This is a genomic window from Rathayibacter sp. AY1C2, from assembly GCF_002931195.1.
In the GTDB taxonomy this organism is placed as follows: Bacteria; Actinomycetota; Actinomycetes; order Actinomycetales; family Microbacteriaceae; genus Rathayibacter.
This window is the reverse complement of record NZ_PSWG01000001.1, coordinates 1-17,932: the sequence shown is the minus strand read 5'-3', so window position 1 is coordinate 17,932 and position 17,932 is coordinate 1. Positions and strand designations below refer to the sequence as shown.

Sequence of the window (17,932 nt, the reverse complement as noted above, 5' to 3'; positions counted from 1 at the left end):
CCCGCCGGGTCAGCGCGCGGTGCTGTTCCGGCCGTCGCGCCAGCCGAGCAGGTCGCGCACGGGAGCGAGGTCGATGTCCGGACCGGTGATGCCGAGCGTGAACAGGCGGGCGCCCAGGTCGTACTGCTGGTCGAGCACGTCGAAGGAGGCGTCGCCGACACCGCCGCGCACGCTCGCGCCGGTCGAGATCTCGATCGCCGCCGGGTCGCGGTCGACGCGGCTGCACCACTCCGAGAGCACGCCGAGCTTGCGCTCGAGCGTCGGGACGTCCGAGAAGCTGTGCCAGATGTCGGCGTGCTCGGCGACGATCCGCAGCGTCTTCTTCTCGCCGCCGCCGCCGATCATCACCGGGATGTCGCGGGTGGGCGCCGGGTTGAGCATCGACCACCGGCTGCGGATGCGCGGCATCGCCTCGGAGAGCTCGTCGAGGCGGGAGCCGGGAGTGCCGAACTCGTAGCCGTACTCCTCGTAGTCGCGCTCGAACCAGCCCGAGCCGATGCCGAAGATCAGACGGCCCTCGGCGCCCTTGGCGCTGATGTGGTCGACCGTGCGCGCCATGTCGGCGAGGAGGTCGGGGTTCCGGTAGCTGTTGCAGGTGACCAGCGGGCCGAACTCGATGCGGCTGGTCTGCTCGGCCCAGGCCGCGAGCATGCTCCAGCCCTCGAAGTGCAGGCCGTTCGGCTCTCCCGAGAGCGGGAAGAAGTGGTCCCAGTTGAAGGCGATGTCGACGCCGAGGTCCTCGAGCTCGGCGAGCGTGTCGCGGATGACCTCGTAGGGGACGTGCTGCGGTGCGATCTGGACGCCGATGCGGACGGGGCGCGCGTGTGCGGTTGTCATGCCCTCACGCTAGCGAGCGGTGCGCCTCACGGGGATCCCCGCTGCGGCCCCCGGAGGGACGGCGCGCTACTCCCCCGCCGGGTCCGGCGACGCCGAGGGCGCCTCGTCGCTCGTGGAGCGGGCGAGCTTGACGACGGTGGCCCCCTCGTCGTCGAACAGGCGGAGCCGTCCGCCGTCGATCGAGGCCATCGCCGCCTCCGAGAAGATCATCGGCAGTGCGACGCCGTCGCAGGCGATCAGCGTGCTCGGCCCGGCCGAGACAGTGAGGGCGCCCTCCTGGTCGATCGACCACTCGCCCTGCGCGCCGTTGCAGCCGTCGGAGCCCGTCCAGGTCCCGTCCTCCGCGATCAGGAGGAACGGCACGTCGGGCGCGTCGTAGGAGACGCCCGTCACCCAGCGGCCGACCAGGTCCTCCGGGGAGGGCGCCGTCATCACGTCGACCCCGGAGCCCTCGGCGCAGCCGGTGAGCCCGAGCACGGCCGCGAGGACGAGGATCCCGCCCGCGCGTCCGGCCGCGACCCGCCTCATCGCCCGAGGAGCTTCTGCAGCTGCTCGAGCTCCTCCGGCGTGGGCTGGGCGCCCTTGCCGGCGCCGCCGCCCAGGCCGAAGCCGGAGCCGCCCGCGTCGCCCGGGCGGGGCCCGGAGGTGATCGCCGCGTTCTCGGCCGCGCGCTTGGCGGGGTTGCCGGACTTGCTGCTCTTCTTCTTCTGCGGCTTCGGGCGGCCCTGGTAGCCGGCGCCGGGCACGGGGCCCATCCCGGGGACCGAGGGCATGCCGCCCTTGGCGACCGTCTTCATCATCTTGGCGGCCTGCTCGAAGCGCTGGACGAGCTGGTTGACGTCCGTGACCGTCATGCCGGAGCCGCGGGCGATGCGCAGGCGCCGTGAGCCGTTGAGCAGCTTCGGGTTGACCCGCTCCGCCTTCGTCATCGACTGGATGATCGCCTCGGTGCGCACGATCTCGCGCTCGTCGAACTGGTCGAGCTGCTCGCGCATGCCCTTCGCGCCGGGCAGCATGCCGATCATCTTCTTGATCGAGCCCATGTTGCGCAGCTGCTGCATCTGGCCGAGGAAGTCGTCGAGGGTGAACGTGTCCCCCATGATCTTCTCGGCGATCTTGCGCGCCTCGTCCTCGTCGAACGCGGACTGGGCCTGCTCGATGAGGGTCAGCACGTCGCCGAGGTCGAGGATGCGGCTCGCCATGCGGTCGGGGTGGAACTGCTCGAAGTCGTCGAGCGACTCGCCCGTGGAGGCGAAGAGGATCGGGCGGCCGGTGAGCGAGGCGACCGAGAGCGCCGCGCCTCCGCGGGCGTCGCCGTCGAGCTTGGAGAGGACGACGCCGGTGAAGTCGACGCCCTCCTGGAAGGCCTTGGCGGTCGCGACCGCGTCCTGGCCGATCATCGCGTCGATGACGAACAGGACCTCGTCGGGGTTCGTGACGCGGCGGATGTCCGCGGCCTGCTTCATCATGTCGGCGTCGACGCCGAGGCGTCCGGCCGTGTCGATGATGACCGTGTCGTACTGCTTGTCGGTCGCGAAGCGGATCGCGTTCTGGGCGACCTTGACCGGGTTGCCGACGCCGTTGCCCGGCTCCGGCGCGTAGACCGCTACTCCGGCCTGCTCGCCGACGACCTGCAGCTGCTGCACGGCGTTGGGGCGCTGGAGGTCGGCCGCGACGAGCAGCGGGGTGTGGCCGTCCTTGCCGAGGTACTTGCCGAGCTTGCCCGCGAGGGTCGTCTTACCCGCGCCCTGGAGGCCGGCGAGCATGATGACGGTCGGCGGGCGCTTGGCGAACTCGAGCCGGCGCGACTGTCCGCCGAGGATCGCGACGAGCTCCTCGTTGACGATCTGGACGACCTGCTGGGCTGGGTTGAGCGCCTTGTTGACCTCGTCGCCGAGGGCGCGCTCGCGCACCTTGCCGGTGAACTCCTTCACGACCTCCAGCGCCACGTCGGCGTCGAGGAGGGCCCGCCGGATCTCGCGGACGGTGCCGTCGACGTCCGACGCGGAGAGCTTGCCCTTCGTGCGGAGGTTCTTGAAGGTCTCGACGAGTCGATCGGAGAGGGTGCCGAAAGTAGCCATGATGCCCGGAATTCTACCGGAGGCCCGGAGGGTCGGCGGGCGGGGCCGCCGATCGGCTCGCGATCGGCGCGATCACCGCGGAGCGGATTAACTGGTCCGGGTCCAAGAACAGGGCTAGGGTGGCCCGGTGATCGAGACACTGGTGGCGGGCGACTCCGCGGAACCCCTGGACTACGCCGACGGCTGGGAGCTGCAGCGCCGCCTGCACGCCGAGGTGGTGGCGGGCTCGAGGCCGGACACCCTCGTGCTCTGCGAGCACTCCTCCGTCTACACCGCAGGCAAGCGCACCGAGGCGCACGAGCGCCCGGTCGACGGCTCGCCCGTGGTCGACGTCGACCGCGGAGGGCGGATCACCTGGCACGGCCCGGGGCAGCTCGTCGGCTACCCGATCGTGCGGCTCGGCGAGCCCGTCGACGTGGTCGCCTACGTCCGCTCGCTGGAGGGCGCGCTGATCGCCGCTCTCGACGACCTGGGCGTGCAGGGGCGGCGCGTCGACGGGCGCTCGGGAGTGTGGATCCCGAGGGACGGCGGCGCCGACAAGATCGCCGCGATCGGCATCCGCGTCGCCTCGGGCGTGACGATGCACGGATTCGCCCTCAACGTCTCGAACAGCCTCGAGCCCTACGCCCGCATCGTCGCCTGCGGCATCGCCGACGCCGGAGTGACCACGCTCGAGCGCGAGCGCGGCGAAGCTCCGCCCATGGAGGCGGTGCGGGCGCGGGTGGCGGCGCGCTTCTCGGAGGCGGCCCCCGCCTTCTCCGCCCGCATCGAGGAGGTCGCCGCGTGAGCGCCGAGGCCGGCGGCCGCAAGCTGCTGCGGCTGGAGATCCGCAACGCCGAGACGCCGATCGAGCGCAAGCCCGAGTGGATCCGAACGAAGGCCTCGATGGGCCCGGAGTACCGGCAGCTGCAGTCGCTGGTGAAGAGCGAGGAGCTGCACACCGTCTGCCAGGAGGCGGGCTGCCCCAACATCTTCGAGTGCTGGGAGGACCGAGAGGCGACCTTCCTCATCGGGGGCGCCCAGTGCACCCGCCGCTGCGACTTCTGCCAGATCGACACCGGGAAGCCCGCGGACTACGACGCGGACGAGCCCCGGCGCGTCGGCGAGTCCGTGGCGCGGATGAACCTCCGCTACGCGACCGTCACCGGAGTCGCCCGCGACGACCTGCCCGACGAGGGCTCCTGGCTCTACGCCGAGACCATCCGCCAGATCCACGCCCAGGCTCCGGGCACGGGGGTCGAGATCCTGGTCCCGGACTTCACCGGCCGCGCCGAGCACCTGCAGCGGGTGTTCGACGCGGAGCCGGAGGTGTTCGCCCACAACGTCGAGACGGTGCCGCGGATCTTCAAGCGCATCCGGCCGGCCTTCCGCTACGAGCGCTCGCTCGACGTGCTCACCCAGGGCCGGGAGGCGGGGCTGATCACGAAGTCGAACCTCATTCTCGGCATGGGCGAGGAGCGGGAGGAGATCTCGCAGGCGCTGCAGGACCTCTACGACGCCGGCACCGACATCGTGACCATCACGCAGTACCTCCGCCCGACGCCGCGGCATCTGCCGGTGGACCGCTGGGTGCACCCGGAGGAGTTCGTGGCGATCAAGGAGGAGGCCGAGGACATCGGCTTCCTCGGCGTCCTCGCCGGGCCCCTGGTCCGCTCCTCCTACCGGGCCGGCCGGCTCTGGGCGCGCTCGATGGAGTCGAAGGGGCTGCCGGTCCCGGAGCACCTGCGCCACCTCGCCGACGCGGCGCTGGGCTTCTCGCAGGCCGTGTAGCCCGCCACCGGGACGGCGCCGGCGCGTCGTCCCGGGCGGGGCCGCTCAGCTGACGAGCTGCTGGGCGAAGACGTGGGGGGTGAAGCCGGTGAGGTCGCCGATGCCCTCGCCCTGGCCGACGAGCTTGATCGGGATGCCGGTGCGCTCCTGGACCGCGAGGACGAAGCCGCCCTTCGCGGAGCCGTCGAGCTTGGTGATGACCAGGCCGGTGACGCCCGCGTGCTCGATGAACGCCTCGGCCTGGCTCAGCCCGTTCTGACCGGTCGTCGCGTCGAGCACGAGCAGGATCTCGGAGATCGGGGCCTGCTTCTCGATGACGCGCTTGATCTTCGTGAGCTCGTCCATCAGCCCGCCCTTGGTGTGCAGGCGGCCGGCCGTGTCGATGATGACCATCTCGACGCCGGTGTCCTTCGCGAACTGCACGGTCTGGAAGGCGACGGACGCCGGATCCTGGCGCTCCTGCTGAGGGCGGACGATCTGGGCGTCGGCGCGCTGCGCCCAGGTGGCGAGCTGGTCGACCGCCGCCGCGCGGAAGGTGTCGGCCGCGCCGACCACGACGCTCCGGCCGTAGTTGCGGAGGAACTTGGCGAACTTGCCGATGGTCGTGGTCTTGCCGACGCCGTTCACGCCGACCACGAGGATCACGGCGGGGCGCTCGCTGAGCTTGAGGGTGGTGTCGTACTTCGACAGGCGCTCCTCGAGGGACTCGCGGAGCATCCGCTGCAGGTCGCGCGGGTCGGTGGTGGAGTAGCGGGCGACCTTGGCGCGGAGGTCGTCGACGATCTCCTCGGTGATGTCGGGGCCGAAGTCGGCGGTGATCAGCGCCGTCTCGAGGTCGTCCCAGGTCTGGTCGTCGATCGTGCGCTTCTCGAACAGGCCGCGCAGTGCGCGGCCGAGCGACCAGGAGGTGCGTTCTGCCATGGGTCCAGGCTACCGGCGGGCGCGCCTCCGAGCGGTCGGGGAGGCGGGTTCAGGCCGGGGGCGCGGCGACGCGCTGGCCGACGACGGCCGAGACGCCGTCCTGCCGCATCGAGACGCCGTAGAGGGCGTCCGCGATCTCCATGGTCCGCTTCTGGTGGGTGATGACGATCAGCTGGCTCGAGGTGCGCAGGTCCTCGAAGATGCTGAGCAGTCGGCCGAGATTCGCGTCGTCGAGGGCGGCCTCCACCTCGTCCATGATGTAGAAGGGGCTCGGCCGCGACTTGAAGATGGCGACCATGAACGCCACGGCCGCGAGCGAGCGCTCCCCTCCGGAGAGGAGCGACAGCCGCTCGATCTTCTTGCCGGCCGGCCGCACCGCGACCTCGATGCCGGTGGTGAGCAGGTTCTCCGGGTCGGTCAGCCGGATGCTGCCGGTGCCGCCGGGGAAGAGGACGGGGAACACGTCCGCGAACGCCGCCTGCGTGTCGTCGAACGCGGAGGCGAACACGGTCTGCATCGTCTCGTCGAGCTCCTCGATGATGGTGAGCAGGTCGCGCCGGGTCCCGGTGAGGTCGGCCAGCTGCTCGGTCAGGAACGCGTGCCGCTGCTCCAGCGCGGCGAACTCCTCCAGCGCGAGCGGATTGACGCGGCCCAGCTGCCCGAGCTGCTTCTCGGCCTTCTCGAGGCGGCGGCGCTGCTCCTCGCGGCCGTAGGGCCGCGGCTCCTGCTCCACGTCCGTCTCGTCGGGGACGCCGACTCCGGGACCGTACTCCTCCACCAGCACGTCCTCGGTGAGCCCGAGCTCGGACGCGGCGCGCTCGAGCAGACCGGTGAGCTGCAGCCTCTTCTCGTAGATCTGCAGCTCGAGGCCGTGCACGCTCTCGGTGACGGACTGGAGCCGGTCGCGCACGCTCCCCTCCTCGCGGCGGAGCCCCTGCAGCTCGGCGTTCTGCTGCGAGCGCGCCGACTCGGCCGCGACGAGCTCGGCCCGGGCCTGCTGGACGGAGCGGTCGACGGAGGCGAGGACGGCGGGGAGCGCGGCGGTCACCTCGGCCGCCGCGTCGCGCTGGCGACGGCGGATCACGGCGCGGCGCGCGGCCTCGTCAGCGGCGGCGCGGTCGGCGGCCAGCTGGCGGGCGAGCGCCTCCCCGCGGGACTGCTCCGCCCGCACCCGCTCCTTGGCGGTCTCGACGCCGAGCCGCGCCTCGATCTCGCGCTCGCGTGCGGTGTCGACGTCGCGCTGCAGACCGTCGCGGGCGCTCGCGTCGAGCACCGGCCGAGGCCGGGCGCGCGCGGCGTCGAGCGCCGACCTCGCCTCCTGGGCCGCGCGCTCGGCGTCGCCGACCCGGTCCGAGGCGACGGCCAGCGCCCTCGAGCCCCGGCCGTGCTCGGCGGTGGCCGCCTCGAGCTGGGCGCGCACGCCGCCGAGCCGCTCGGTGTGGGCGGCACGGGCGGCGTCGTGCTCGCGGAGGGCCGAGAGCGCGCTCGCGGCCTGCTCCTTCGCGCCGCGGAGCGCACCGGTCTGCTCGGCGAGCTCGAAGCGGAGCCGGTCGATCCCGCCCTCGACCTCCTCCAGCCGGGCGGCGGCCGAGTCGCGCTCGGAGACGAGCTCGATCCGGCTGCGCTGCCCGCCGGAGCCGGCGCTCTGCACGGCGTCGGAGACGGTCGCGCCGTCGCGGGTGACCAGGACGGTGCCCGGATCGATGCGCTCCCTCAGGCGCCGCGCCGCGGCGAGGTCCTCGACCACGAGCACGCGCTCGAGGAGCGAGAGGACCCCGGCCGGCGCCGTGACGAGGTCGCCCGCGCGTTCCGCCCCCTCGGGAACGGTGAGAGCGACGTGCGGCCGGGCGGCGTCGGCGACCAGCAGCTCGACGCGTCCGAGGTCGCGCTCCAGCGCGGCGTCCAGTGCCGCGTCGGCCCGGGCGGTCGACTCGACCAGCACGGCGTCGGCGACCGCGCCGAGGGCGGCGGCGATCGCGGCCTCGCAGCCCGGCCGCACCTGGATCCGCTCGGCGACCCGGCCGCGCACCCCCTCGATCCGGGCGGCGATCAGCTCGGCCGAGCCGTCCGAGACGTCGAGGGCCAGCGACAGGGCACCCGTGCGGGCGGCCAGCGCCTCGCGCTCGCGCTCTAGGGCGTGCAGCTCCTCGCGCAGCCGCTCGATCCCGCCCTCGGCGGCCGAGACCGCGGACTGGGCGAGCTCGTAGCCCTCGTCGAGGCCGCCGTCGGGGCCGCGGCCCGCGTCGTCCAGCTCGGCCTCCAGAGCGTCGAGCGCCCGCCGCGCCGCCTCCTTCCGCCGGTCGGCCGCGTCGAGGGTGTTCTGCGCGCGCAGGACCTCGCCCCGGACGGACGCGAGACGGGAGGCGGCGGTGTCGGCCTGCCCCGAGAGGGTGGAGAGCTCGAGGTCGTAGCGCGAGACGAGGGCCGCCTGCGCGGCGATCTCCGCGTCGACCGCGTCGAGGGCGGAGCGGGCGGCGACGGTCGTGCGCTGCGCCTGGACCCACGCCGACTCCGCGTCGAGGACGGCCTGCCGCAGGCGCTCGAGCTCGACCCGCGCCTCCTCCACCTGCCCCGGCGTCACGCGCGGCTGGATCTGCGGCTGCTCGGACTCGAGCTCGAGCATCGCGAGCCGCTGCCCGGCGAGGGCCGAGAGGTTGCGCAGCCGCTCCTGCACCGACTCCAGCTCGAACGAGGTGCGCCGGGCGTCGTCGACCGCGTCGCCGACCACCTCCGCCTCGATCCGCGCTCGCCGGAGCGTCGCCTGCTCGAGCCGCTGCTGCAGGACCACCCGCTCGCTGTGCCGCTCGCTCTCGGTGCGGGCGAAGCCGTCCAAAGCGGTCCGGAGCGCGACCACGTCGTCGGCGAGCAGGCGCGCCCGGGCGTCGCGCACCACGGCGGCGATCGTCTGCGCCTGCCGTGCGACCTCGGCCTGGCGCCCGAGGGGCTTGAGCTGGCGCCGGATCTCGCCCGCGAGGTCGGAGAGGCGGGTCAGGTTCGCCTGCATCGCCTCGAGCTTGCGGAGCGTCTTCTCCTTGCGGCGGCGGTGCTTGAGGATCCCGGCGGCCTCCTCGATGAACCCGCGCCGCTCCTCGGGGGTCGCGTGCAGCACGGCGTCGAGCTGTCCCTGCCCCACGATGACGTGCATCTCGCGCCCGAGACCGGAGTCGCTCAGCAGCTCCTGCACGTCGAGCAGCCGGCAGCCGCGTCCGTTGATCGCGTACTCGCTGCCGCCGTTGCGGAAGAGGGTCCGGGTGATCGTCACCTCGGTGTACTCGATCGGCAGGGCGCCGTCCGAGTTGTCGATGGTGAGCGCGACCTCGGCGCGGCCGAGGGGTCCGCGGGTGGAGGTGCCCGCGAAGATGACGTCCTCCATCTTGCCGCCGCGGAGCGTCTTCGCCCCCTGCTCCCCCATCACCCAGGCGAGCGCGTCGACGACGTTGCTCTTGCCCGAGCCGTTGGGGCCGACGACGCAGGTGACCCCCGGCTCGAAGGCGAACGTGGTCGGCTGAGCGAAGGACTTGAACCCCTTGAGGGTCAGGCTCTTCAGGTACACCCGGCCGCCTCGCTCCCGTCCACAACGCCTCCACGGTAGCCGACGGCCGCGGCCGGGCCGGGAGGCGGAGCCCCGACCGGCCGACGGACCGCCGCGATCCCGCACCGGAACAGGCGCAGGAGGCCGCCGCGGGCGCCGGGACGTGCACACTGGGGTGGTGAACCGCACCTCCGACCCGGCGCTCCGGATCCGCGAGCTCGCGATCCCCGAGGCCGTGGGCGCCCACGGCTGGAGCGACTTCCTCGCCCTGACCGCGATCGGCGATGCGGTGGGGACCGCCCCGGACTGCCGGGCCGTCTACACCTGGAACGCCGAGGAGAACCGACCGATGCTCGCTGTGAACGAGGCCGTCGGCTTCACCCCCGTCGCCCACGAGGGCCAGTGGAGGAAGGAGCTCCCATGACCCCGCTCGTCGAGCCCGGACCGCCGCTGACCGCCGCCGAGCGCGAGCGGTTCGCCCGGCAGATCCGCCTGGCGCCCCTCGGGGAGCTCGGACAGCGGCGCCTCCGGAACGCGCGCGTGCTGATCCTCGGCGCGGGCGGCATCGGCTCGCCGGTGATCACGGCGCTCGCCGCGGCCGGGATCGGGCGGCTCGGCATTGTGGACGGCGATGTCGTCGAGCTCTCGAACCTGGCGCGGCAGACGGCGCACGACGACTCCTCGGTGGGCCGGTCGAAGGCGGAGTCGGCGGCGGCGACCGCGCGGCGGCTCTCCCCCGGCATCGACGCCCGGGCCTTCCCGGTGTCGCTGACCTCGGCCAACGTCGACGCCCTGGTGGCGGGCTGGGACGTCGTGGTCGACGGCTTCGACACCTTCGGCGCGCGCTACCTCGCCTCGGACGCGACGACGCGCGCCGGGATCCCGCACGTGTGGGGATCGGCACTCGGCTTCGACGGGCAGCTCTCGACCTTCTGGGCCGGCGCCCCGGGCGGAGGGGTGACCCTGCGCGCGCTGCACCCCGAGGCCGAGGACGCGGGCGACAGCTGCTCGACGGTGGGCGTGCTGGGCGCGCTCTGCGCGCTGATCGGCTCGGCCATGGCGGCCGAGGTCGTCAAGCTCGTGACCGGGGCGGGCGAGCCGCTGTTCGGTCGCGTGCTCGTGCACGACGCTCTCGACTCCTCCTGGGCCGAGCTCCCTCTCGAGCGGCGGGTGCCGCCGGTCCCGGAGCGGCGGGCCGCGGCGGGCTCGATCACGGCGGCCGAGCTGCGGGAGCGGCTGGCCGGGCCGACGCCCCCGACCGTCGTCGACCTCCGCGAGGACGACGAGGACCGGTCCGTCGCGGTGCCCGGTGCCGTGCGGATGCCGATGTCGCGCTTCGACCCCGCCGCTCTGCCGGCCGGTCCGCTCGTGCTGCACTGCGCCTCCGGGGTCCGGTCGCGTCTCGCGGCGGAGCGCGCGGCGGCGGCGGGCGTGGCGTCCGACTCGCTCGACGGCGGGATGGCGTCGTGGCGGGAGCGGTGACCCGCCCCGCGGCCGCGTGCGCCGTGGAACGGGAGGGGTGAGGCGCACCCAGCGCCCTGCCGATCGGCGACCCGGGATGTTCGGTGCTCGCAGCGGAGAGGATCCGTCCTTCTCCGCGGATCAGGGCGGAGCAGTGTCCGAAGCTGATCGGCGGTGGCGTGCTCGCGGCCACCGTTCCGAGGAGAGCACCCATGCCGACGCCTTCACCGCACTCCGCGCGGCAGGCGGCGCTGCTCGATCCTCCCGACCCGCTCGGCCCCGGCGCGGAGGCGTGATGCCCGAGGTCTGGAGTCCCGCCGAGAGGCGGCTGCGTCGGCTCGGCTGGATTCCGCGGCGCCCCCTGCCGCGAGGTGCCGTCTGCGACGCGATCGTCTCGCCGCGCCTCAGCCTCAGCCGCGCCTGGCTGCAGACCGGGGAGTTCGAGGTCCTCCCCCATCCCGGGAGGCTCCGCGTGCTCTTCAGCCTCGACGGGACCGGCCGCCTCTCCGCCCGGGGCCGCGACCACCGGCTCCCGGCCGGCAGCGCTCTCGTGACCCGCGCCTCGACGGTGCAGTACGCGGCGGCGGTCAGTCCGTGGGCGCGCTTCGAGTGGCAGCTGCGCCCCTCGGTGCTCCGCGCGAGCGAGTTCGCCTCGCTCACGGACCGGGTCCTCGCCCTCCCCGAGGCCTACTGGCGCGCACTCACCGGTGCGGCGAACACCGTCCTCACTTTCGGGGTCGAGCCCTCGGACGCGGCCTTCGAGCACTTCGAGATCGCGAGCGAGCACCTCCTGGCCTCGGCCTTCTCGGCGCTGCTGCCCTCCCCCGACCGGGAGGACCGGTCCCCCGCCGCCGTGTACGCGAACGGCACGCGCCTGATCGAGCGGCACTACCGCGACCGCTCCTTCACTGTGGAGACGCTGGCGGAGCGCCTCGGCGTGTCGGTCAGCCACCTGCACCGGGCGTTCTCGGCCGCCGGCACCACCCCTCGTCAGCGGATCGAGCGCGCACGGGCCTTGGAGGCGCAGCGCCTCCTCGACGAGCTCGGCCCACGGGCGGCGACGGACCTGGACAGCGTGGCGCGGTCGGCCGGCTTCAGCTCGCGGATCCACATGCAGCGGACCCTCCGCCGGATCGACGACGCGAGCTGACGTGGGCCGCCGCGTCCCCCGCGCCGGACGGGCTCCCGGCGAGGAGGCGGCCTGAGCGGCTCCCCCGGTCCGGCGGCGCGACGGAACGTCCACGGTCGGGCATGGAACCTCGTCGCGGCCCGTTCCGCGTCGACCGGAGGCCGGACGTTCGGCAGGATCGGCGCGTCCACCACCCCTCGCACGAAAGAAAGAAAAGGAACACCATGACGGACACCAACGCCCTGGACCCGATGGCAGCGCACTCGCGCTCCCTCCCACCGCGGATCGACTCGACCCGCGGGGGGCCCGCCCGGCGGACGATCATGTCGGGTGCGGCCTGGTCCGTCCCCGTCGTCGCCGCGGCGGTCGCGACCCCCGCGGCCGCCGCGTCCACCGGCCTCACCCTCGCCTTCGACGCCCCGGCGTACTCCTTCCCCGCCTGCACCACGAGAACGGTCTCCGTCCTCGCCACGACCAACGGCGCTCCCGCTGCCGGCGACACGGTCACCATCACTCTCCCCGCCGGCCTGACCAGCGGCGGCGCGCAGACCGTCAGGGCGACGACCGGCGCGGACGGACGCGTGAGCATCCCGGTCACGGCCGGGAACGTGGCGCAGAACGGCATCACCCTCTCCGCCGTCTCCGGCGCCGCGGGCGCGACGGCGACCGCGAGCACCACCGCGACCACGGGGACCGCCGTCCGGTACGTCACCGACGGCGGACGGACGACGACGGAGTCGAACGGCAACGTGCCCTCGGGAGCCAAGACCGTCGGACCCCGGTACTACCTGACGGAGTCGGGCGAGCTCTACCACGGCGGGGGGCGGATCGCGCGCGGCGTCACCAGCGTCCAGGGCTTCCGCGACGAGCAGAACCGCGACGTCGCCGACTTCGTGGTCGACGGCGTCTTCTACCGCTTCGTCACCGGAGACGCCGCGCCGAAGGCCCTCGGGAGCGGCGTGCCGGCCGGATCGACGGTCCATGCGCCCGCCTTCTACGTCACACCGAACGGCGAGCTGCGGCGCGCCGGCGGAGCCCTCGTGACCACCGGAGTGACGAGCGCGGACTCCTTCCGCGACCAGAGCAACAACGACGTCATCGACGTGATCGTCGGCTCGGAGCTCGTCCGCTACATCTCCTCCACGAAGAACCAGGTCTACGCCAGGAACGTTCCGGCAGGATCGACGGCCTTGGCGCCCTCGTACCACCTGACGCCGGACGGGCGCCTCTTCAACAGCAGCATCCTGGTCGCCACCGGGGTGACCAGTGCCGACGCCTACCGCGATCGACAGAACCGTGACGTCGTGGACGTGATCCAGAACGGCGCTCTCGTCCGGTACGGCGCGTTCGCGGACAGGACGCAGCCGCAGATCCGCGTCGCCTCCGGTGTGCCCTCCGACGCCACCATCTTCGCGCCGGACGCCTACGTGACCCGGGACGGCCGGGCCTTCGTCAGCGGCGTGCTGGTCGCCACCGGAGTCTCCTCGGCGTTCGGATTCCTCGACGTGCAGAACCGCAACGTGCTCGACACGATGACCAACGTCCTGTGCCCGTGACGCACGGGATCGGCCGCTGATCCGGTCCTGCCCCGCCGCACGCGGGTCCGAGGGAGGCGTCCCGCGGGTCCCTGTGCGGCGGGACAGGACCAGTCCGTCCTCGGGATGCAGCGTCCTCCAGAAGCGCGGACGCACCTGCTGCGGACCGCGCGGAGCGGACGCACCGGTCCGGTCGAGGACGGCTCGTCACGGAGGGCTCTTCGGGGTCAGCCGCCGGCGAACGGCGGCAGGACGTCGACCGCGGCATCGGGACGCAGCGGCGTGGCCCTGTCCGCGGTCGACACGCCGTCGACCAGGTAGGTGCACCGTGCGAGCACGTCGGCGGCCGAGGGCGCGGAGGCGACGAGTCTCTCCTCGAGAGCGCCCAGGTCGGGCACCTCGTCGAGCTCGTCGGAACCACGGCCGAGGGCGGCCTTGGCCGCCGCGAAGTAGCGGACCCGCATGCTCATCCGCCGATCGCGCTCATCGTGCGCTCGGGCTGCACGAAGCCCGCCCTGTTCATCTCGTGTCCCGCGGGCTTGGCCCACATCGCCCCGCGCCAGAGCTGGGCGACCTCGTGGTCGTCCGCGCCCGCGCGCATCGGGCCGAGCAGGTCCGTCTCCTCGTTCGAGAAGAGGCAGCTGCGGACACCTCCCTCGGCGGTGAGCCGGGTGCGGCGGCAGTCGTCGCAGAAGTTCTCGGTGACGGACGCGATGATCCCCACCTGGCCGAGCACCTCGGACCCCCCGGCCTCGCGGACGTCGAAGAGCTCGGCGGGGGCGCCGTCGCGGGGGGCCGCGTGCGGGCTGAGCGAGAAGCGCTCCGAGAGCAGCGCCCGGATGTCCGCGGCGGTGATCATGGTCGCGCGGTCCCAGCCGTGGTCGGCGTCGAGCGCCATCTGCTCGATGAAGCGGAGCTGGTGGCCTCCCGCGAGGGCCCAGGCGAGCAGCTCCGGGGCCTCGTGGTCGTTGATCCCGGGCAGGAGCACCGCGTTGATCTTGGTCTGGTCCAGGCCGGCGGGACCGAGCGCGTCGATGCCCGCGAGCACGCGGTCGAGGAACGGGCGACGGGTGACCTTCGCGAAGGTCTCGGCGCAGATCGAGTCGAGCGAGACGTTGACGCGGTTCAGGCCGGCGTCGGCGAGCGCCGCCGCCCGACCCGACAGGCCGATCGCGTTCGTGGTGAGCGAGATCTCGGGGCGCGGGTCGAGGGAGGCGACGTCGCGGATGATGTCGACGAGGTCCTTGCGCAGGAGCGGCTCGCCGCCGGTGAAGCGGATCTGGCGGACGCCGAACTGCTCCACGGCGATGCGCGCGAGGCGGAGGATCTCCTCACGGCTGAGCAGGGACGCGGGCGGCTGGAACGGCAGGCCCTCCGCCGGCATGCAATAGGTGCAGCGCAGATTGCACTTGTCCGTCAGCGAGATCCGCAGATCGTCCGCGACGCGCCCGTAGGTGTCCAGGAGGAGCGGGGTGGCGGGGCGGTCGGCCGGGAGGACCGCGCTGCGCTGTCGGGGCCGGAAGCCCGGGATCCCCAGTGCTGTGCTCATCCGCTCACACTACGCCGCGGAACCGGGCGCGACCCGGCAAGATGGACTCGGTCCCGCCGCCGGTCGGGCTCCGCCGCTCGCGAGAGGACACGATGACCTCGATCGACCTGCACGCCGCCCGGGTGCGGGCGCTGCTCGCGCCGCTGGCCACGCGGGGCGCCCGCGAGACGCTGAGCCTGGAGCCGGCCGCCGTCGCCGCCGATCCGGGCGCGTACGACCGGCGGGTCCTCGCCCGCTCCGTCGACTCCCCGCTCGACCTGCCGCGCTTCGACAACTCGCAGATGGACGGCTTCGCGGTGCGGGCGGCCGACCTCGACGCGGCGGCGCCGAAGCATCCCGTCGCCCTGCCCGTCTCGGCGCCGATCCCCGCGGGCGACCGGGCGCCGCGGCACGAGCCCGGCACGGCGACACCGATCATGACCGGCTCGCCGCTGCCGGAGGGGGCCGACGCCGTCGTCCCGGTCGAGCGCGTCGATCCTCCGCGCTTCCCCGCGGAGGGCAGCGTCGCCTTCGCGCACCCGGTGGTGCCGGCGACCTTCGTCCGAGCCCGGGGCAGCGACGCCCGCCGCGGCGAGCTCGCCCTCCCGGCCGGCACTGTCCTCCGCGCGGCCCACTACGGACTCCTCGCCTCCCTCGGGCTGACCGAGGCGGAGGTGCTGCCGCGACTCCGGGTGCTCGTCGTCCCCACCGGCAACGAGATCCGTCCCGCAGGCGCCGTCCTCGAGGAGGCGCAGATCCACGACGCGAACGGCGCCCTGCTGGCCGAGGCCGTCCGCGAGGCGGGCGCGCTGCCCGTCGTCGCCGCCTGCACGAGCGATCGGGCCGAGGACCTCCTGGCGCTGCTCGAGGAGCACGCGGGCGCGGCCGACCTGGTGATCACGGTCGGCGGTGTCAGTGCGGGCGCCTACGAGGTCGTCCGCGACGCGCTCGGCGCGGCGGGCTCGGAGTTCGGCCACGTCGAGATGCAGCCGGGCGGCCCGCAGGGCCTCGGTCTCGTGCGCGTGGCCGAGGGGCTGCACCTGCCGGTCGTCTCGCTTCCCGGGAACCCGGTGAGCGCCCTGGTCTCGTTCGAGGTGTTCCTCCGGCCCGTGCTGCGCTCGCTCGCGGGACGGACGCCCGCCGAGCGGCCGCGGCTCCGTGCGCGCCTCGGCACGGCGCTCGACTCGCCCGCGCACCTGCACCAGATCCGCCGCGGAGTCCTCGACGACGAGGGCTTCGTGCACCCGGTGGGCGGGCCCGGCTCGCACCTGCTGGCGTCCTACGCCCGCTCCACCGTGCTCATCCACGTCCCCGTCGGGACGGACCACGCAGCGACCGGCGACACGGTCGAGATCTGGAGGATCGATGACTGAGAGCGATCGGCTCACCCATGTGCGCGGCGACGGAGCCGTGCACATGGTCGATGTGAGCGCGAAGGAGGTCACGGCGCGCACCGCCGTCGCCGAGGGCTACGTCGAGACCTCACCCGAGGTGGTGCGGCTCCTCGAGCAGGGCGAGCTGCCCAAGGGCGAAGCGCTCGGCGTGGCGCGGATCGCCGGGATCCTCGGCGCGAAGGCGACCTCGACCCTCATCCCGCTCTGCCACCCGCTGGCGCTGGACGGCGTCGACGTGGACCTCGAGCCGCAGGACGGCCGCGTCCGGATCGAGGCGCGCGTGCGCACGACCGGGCGCACCGGCGTCGAGATGGAGGCGCTGACCGCGGTCAGCGTGGCCGCCCTCACGGTCTACGACATGATCAAGGCCGTCGATCGCGGTGCCGCGATCACCGGTATCCGTGTGCTCGCGAAGGCGGGCGGGAGGAGCGGCTCGTGGACGAGCGGAGGAACCCCGTGACGCGGCGGGCGGTGGCGGTCGTCGCCTCCACCCGTGCCGCCTCCGGCGTGTACGAGGACCGGACGGGACCGGCGCTGGAGGCCTGGTTCACCACCCGCGGCTGGGAGTCCCGGGTGGTCGTCGTGGCCGACGGCGACGCGGTGGGCGAGGCGATCGCCGACGCGATCGGCAGCGGAGTCGACGTGGTCGTGACCACCGGCGGGACGGGCGTCGCCCCGAGCGACGTCACCCCGGAGCAGACCGCCCCCCTCCTGGAGAGGCCCCTGCCCGGCCTCGCCGAGGCGGTGCGCGCCAAGGGGGCCGCCCACGTCCCGACCGCCGTGCTCAGCCGCGGGCTCGCCGGCGTCAGCGGCCGCACCGTCGTAGTGAACCTCCCCGGCTCCCCCGGCGGCGTCCGCGACGGGATCGACGTGCTCGACCCGGTGATCGGGCACCTCCTCGATCAGCTCGGAGGCGGCGACCATGCCCGCTGAGCCGGTCGCCCTCGCCCGGCTCGCGGCCGAGGCCATCACCGTCGACGAGTGCGAGCAGGCGGTCGACTCCCCGACGCACGGCGCCGTGGTGACCTTCGCGGGCGTCGTCCGCGACCACGACGAGGGCCGCGGCGTGCTCCGGCTGTCCTACGAGGCGCACCCGGACGCCCCCGCCGCACTCCTCGCCTCCGCCCGCCGCATCGCCGAGCGCTGGCCCGACGTCCGCATCGCCGCCGTGCACCGGATCGGCGACCTCGTGGTCGGCGACCTCGCCCTCGCCTGCGCCGTGGCCTCGGCCCACCGCGCGGCGGCCTTCGAAGCCTGCGCGGCACTGGTCGACGACATCAAGGCGTCGGTGCCGATCTGGAAGGAGCAGTCCTTCGTCGACGGCAGCTCGGAGTGGGTCGCGAGCCTCGGCTGATCTTCCTTCGAGCCCGTCCCCGCCGGGCTCGGCGCGGTCGGCCGGAGAGGGTGGTCACGTTTCGCAGAGCGGGGAGCGATCGCCTAGATCGATCCGCTGGCACGCGGATCGATCGTTCGGCTCGGGGGTGTTTCACACCGAGCCCGTCCCCGCCGGGCTCGGCGCGGTCGCGGTGCTCGTCCCCGAGCCCGTCCCCGCCGGGCTCGGCGCGGTCGCGGTGCTCGTCCCCGAGCCCGTCCCCGCCGGGCTCGGCGCAGTCGGCTTTCCGGCGTGGATGCGATTCGCAGAGCGGGGAGCGATCGCCTAGACCGATCCGCTGGCACGCGGATCGATCGTTCGGCTCGGGGGGAGAGCGAGGGGGTGGCGGGTCGACATCGGGAGGTCGCCCAC

At 73.8% G+C, this 17,932-nt stretch carries 18 protein-coding genes; 11 read left to right on the top strand and 7 right to left on the bottom strand.

Going from position 1 to position 17,932, the window contains the following annotated elements:
* Nucleotides 1-9 precede the first annotated feature (9 nt).
* From C5C55_RS00090 to ffh, 3 genes are all read right to left on the bottom strand, one after another.
* A complete protein-coding gene (locus C5C55_RS00090) occupies nt 10-837 on the bottom strand; it encodes an LLM class F420-dependent oxidoreductase (RefSeq protein WP_104232489.1) in 828 nt (275 codons plus the stop codon).
* Between the two features lie 66 nt (nt 838-903).
* The gene (locus C5C55_RS00085) at nt 904-1,365 is read right to left on the bottom strand and encodes an META domain-containing protein (protein WP_104232488.1); all 462 of its coding nucleotides are present in this window, start codon (nt 1,363-1,365) and stop codon (nt 904-906) included.
* Nucleotides 1,362-2,918 (bottom strand): signal recognition particle protein, encoded by a 1,557-nt coding sequence (gene ffh, locus C5C55_RS00080; RefSeq protein WP_104226882.1) that lies wholly within the window; start codon nt 2,916-2,918, stop codon nt 1,362-1,364. The genes C5C55_RS00085 and ffh overlap by 4 nt, the downstream gene beginning before the upstream one ends.
* A 127-nt stretch (nt 2,919-3,045) precedes the next feature.
* Here ffh and lipB point away from each other — a divergent pair, with 127 nt between their 5' ends.
* Both lipB and lipA read left to right on the top strand, forming a co-directional pair.
* Entirely contained in the window at nt 3,046-3,705 is a 660-nt protein-coding gene (lipB, locus tag C5C55_RS00075) for a lipoyl(octanoyl) transferase LipB (protein WP_104232487.1), read from the top strand.
* Entirely contained in the window at nt 3,702-4,688 is a 987-nt protein-coding gene (gene lipA, locus C5C55_RS00070; RefSeq protein ID WP_104226884.1) for a lipoyl synthase, read from the top strand. Before lipB ends, lipA begins: the two co-directional genes overlap by 4 nt.
* A 45-nt stretch (nt 4,689-4,733) precedes the next feature.
* Here the strand turns inward: lipA and ftsY are convergent, their stop codons facing one another.
* Both ftsY and smc read right to left on the bottom strand, forming a co-directional pair.
* Entirely contained in the window at nt 4,734-5,609 is an 876-nt protein-coding gene (gene ftsY, locus C5C55_RS00065) for a signal recognition particle-docking protein FtsY (protein ID WP_104223920.1), read from the bottom strand.
* A 49-nt stretch (nt 5,610-5,658) separates the two neighbouring features.
* Entirely contained in the window at nt 5,659-9,162 is a 3,504-nt protein-coding gene (smc, locus tag C5C55_RS00060; protein WP_104232486.1) for a chromosome segregation protein SMC, read from the bottom strand.
* A gap of 157 nt (nt 9,163-9,319) precedes the next feature.
* Between smc and C5C55_RS16930 the strand changes: the two genes are divergently transcribed.
* The 4 genes from C5C55_RS16930 (at nt 9,320) to C5C55_RS00040 (ending at nt 13,287) form a co-directional block, all read left to right on the top strand.
* Entirely contained in the window at nt 9,320-9,565 is a 246-nt protein-coding gene (locus C5C55_RS16930; protein ID WP_146080865.1) for a hypothetical protein, read from the top strand.
* On the top strand, nt 9,562-10,623 hold the full coding sequence (locus C5C55_RS00050; RefSeq protein WP_104232484.1) for a ThiF family adenylyltransferase: 1,062 nt from the start codon (nt 9,562-9,564) through the stop codon (nt 10,621-10,623). Before C5C55_RS16930 ends, C5C55_RS00050 begins: the two co-directional genes overlap by 4 nt.
* 274 nt (nt 10,624-10,897) lie before the next feature.
* Entirely contained in the window at nt 10,898-11,752 is an 855-nt protein-coding gene (locus C5C55_RS00045; RefSeq protein ID WP_258072471.1) for an AraC family transcriptional regulator, read from the top strand.
* Nucleotides 11,753-11,955: 203 nt separating this feature from the next.
* Nucleotides 11,956-13,287: a hypothetical protein gene (locus tag C5C55_RS00040; protein WP_104232483.1), complete on the top strand. Its 1,332-nt coding sequence runs from the start codon at nt 11,956-11,958 to the stop codon at nt 13,285-13,287.
* A gap of 206 nt (nt 13,288-13,493) precedes the next feature.
* Here C5C55_RS00040 and C5C55_RS00035 read toward each other — a convergent pair whose 3' ends face one another.
* Complete coding sequence (locus tag C5C55_RS00035; RefSeq protein ID WP_104223924.1) at nt 13,494-13,736, bottom strand: MoaD/ThiS family protein; 243 nt, start codon at nt 13,734-13,736, stop codon at nt 13,494-13,496.
* The gene (gene moaA, locus C5C55_RS00030) at nt 13,733-14,815 is read right to left on the bottom strand and encodes a GTP 3',8-cyclase MoaA (RefSeq protein WP_104226889.1); all 1,083 of its coding nucleotides are present in this window, start codon (nt 14,813-14,815) and stop codon (nt 13,733-13,735) included. The genes C5C55_RS00035 and moaA overlap by 4 nt, the downstream gene beginning before the upstream one ends.
* Before the next feature lie 92 nt (nt 14,816-14,907).
* Here moaA and glp point away from each other — a divergent pair, with 92 nt between their 5' ends.
* The 5 genes from glp (at nt 14,908) to C5C55_RS00005 (ending at nt 17,849) form a co-directional block, all read left to right on the top strand.
* Complete coding sequence (gene glp / locus C5C55_RS00025; protein WP_104232670.1) at nt 14,908-16,167, top strand: gephyrin-like molybdotransferase Glp; 1,260 nt, start codon at nt 14,908-14,910, stop codon at nt 16,165-16,167.
* Nucleotides 16,160-16,648 (top strand): cyclic pyranopterin monophosphate synthase MoaC, encoded by a 489-nt coding sequence (gene moaC / locus C5C55_RS00020; RefSeq protein WP_104232482.1) that lies wholly within the window; start codon nt 16,160-16,162, stop codon nt 16,646-16,648. The genes glp and moaC overlap by 8 nt, the downstream gene beginning before the upstream one ends.
* Complete coding sequence (locus C5C55_RS00015) at nt 16,624-17,121, top strand: molybdenum cofactor biosynthesis protein B (protein WP_244229433.1); 498 nt, start codon at nt 16,624-16,626, stop codon at nt 17,119-17,121. Before moaC ends, C5C55_RS00015 begins: the two co-directional genes overlap by 25 nt.
* Nucleotides 17,111-17,542 carry a molybdenum cofactor biosynthesis protein MoaE gene (locus tag C5C55_RS00010; RefSeq protein WP_104232481.1) on the top strand — a complete coding sequence of 144 codons (432 nt, stop codon included), beginning with the start codon at nt 17,111-17,113 and terminating at the stop codon, nt 17,540-17,542. Before C5C55_RS00015 ends, C5C55_RS00010 begins: the two co-directional genes overlap by 11 nt.
* Before the next feature lie 127 nt (nt 17,543-17,669).
* Nucleotides 17,670-17,849: a hypothetical protein gene (locus tag C5C55_RS00005; RefSeq protein WP_104232480.1), complete on the top strand. Its 180-nt coding sequence runs from the start codon at nt 17,670-17,672 to the stop codon at nt 17,847-17,849.
* Nucleotides 17,850-17,932 lie beyond the last annotated feature (83 nt).

Excerpts from the sequence above, each read along its gene's own strand:
- C5C55_RS00010 (WP_104232481.1), top strand. The coding sequence starts at position 17,111 with ATGCCCGCTGAGCCGGTCGCCCTCGCCCGGCTCGCGGCCGAGGCCATC.
- C5C55_RS00040 (WP_104232483.1), top strand. The coding sequence starts at position 11,956 with ATGACGGACACCAACGCCCTGGACCCGATGGCAGCGCACTCGCGCTCC.
- C5C55_RS00050 (WP_104232484.1), top strand. The coding sequence starts at position 9,562 with ATGACCCCGCTCGTCGAGCCCGGACCGCCGCTGACCGCCGCCGAGCGC.
- C5C55_RS00035 (WP_104223924.1), bottom strand. The coding sequence starts at position 13,736 with ATGAGCATGCGGGTCCGCTACTTCGCGGCGGCCAAGGCCGCCCTCGGC.
- moaA (WP_104226889.1), bottom strand. The coding sequence starts at position 14,815 with ATGAGCACAGCACTGGGGATCCCGGGCTTCCGGCCCCGACAGCGCAGC.
- moaC (WP_104232482.1), top strand. The coding sequence starts at position 16,160 with ATGACTGAGAGCGATCGGCTCACCCATGTGCGCGGCGACGGAGCCGTG.
- ftsY (WP_104223920.1), bottom strand. The coding sequence starts at position 5,609 with ATGGCAGAACGCACCTCCTGGTCGCTCGGCCGCGCACTGCGCGGCCTG.
- glp (WP_104232670.1), top strand. The coding sequence starts at position 14,908 with ATGACCTCGATCGACCTGCACGCCGCCCGGGTGCGGGCGCTGCTCGCG.
- C5C55_RS00090 (WP_104232489.1), bottom strand. The coding sequence starts at position 837 with ATGACAACCGCACACGCGCGCCCCGTCCGCATCGGCGTCCAGATCGCA.
- C5C55_RS00085 (WP_104232488.1), bottom strand. The coding sequence starts at position 1,365 with ATGAGGCGGGTCGCGGCCGGACGCGCGGGCGGGATCCTCGTCCTCGCG.
- ffh (WP_104226882.1), bottom strand. The coding sequence starts at position 2,918 with ATGGCTACTTTCGGCACCCTCTCCGATCGACTCGTCGAGACCTTCAAG.
- C5C55_RS00045 (WP_258072471.1), top strand. The coding sequence starts at position 10,898 with ATGCCCGAGGTCTGGAGTCCCGCCGAGAGGCGGCTGCGTCGGCTCGGC.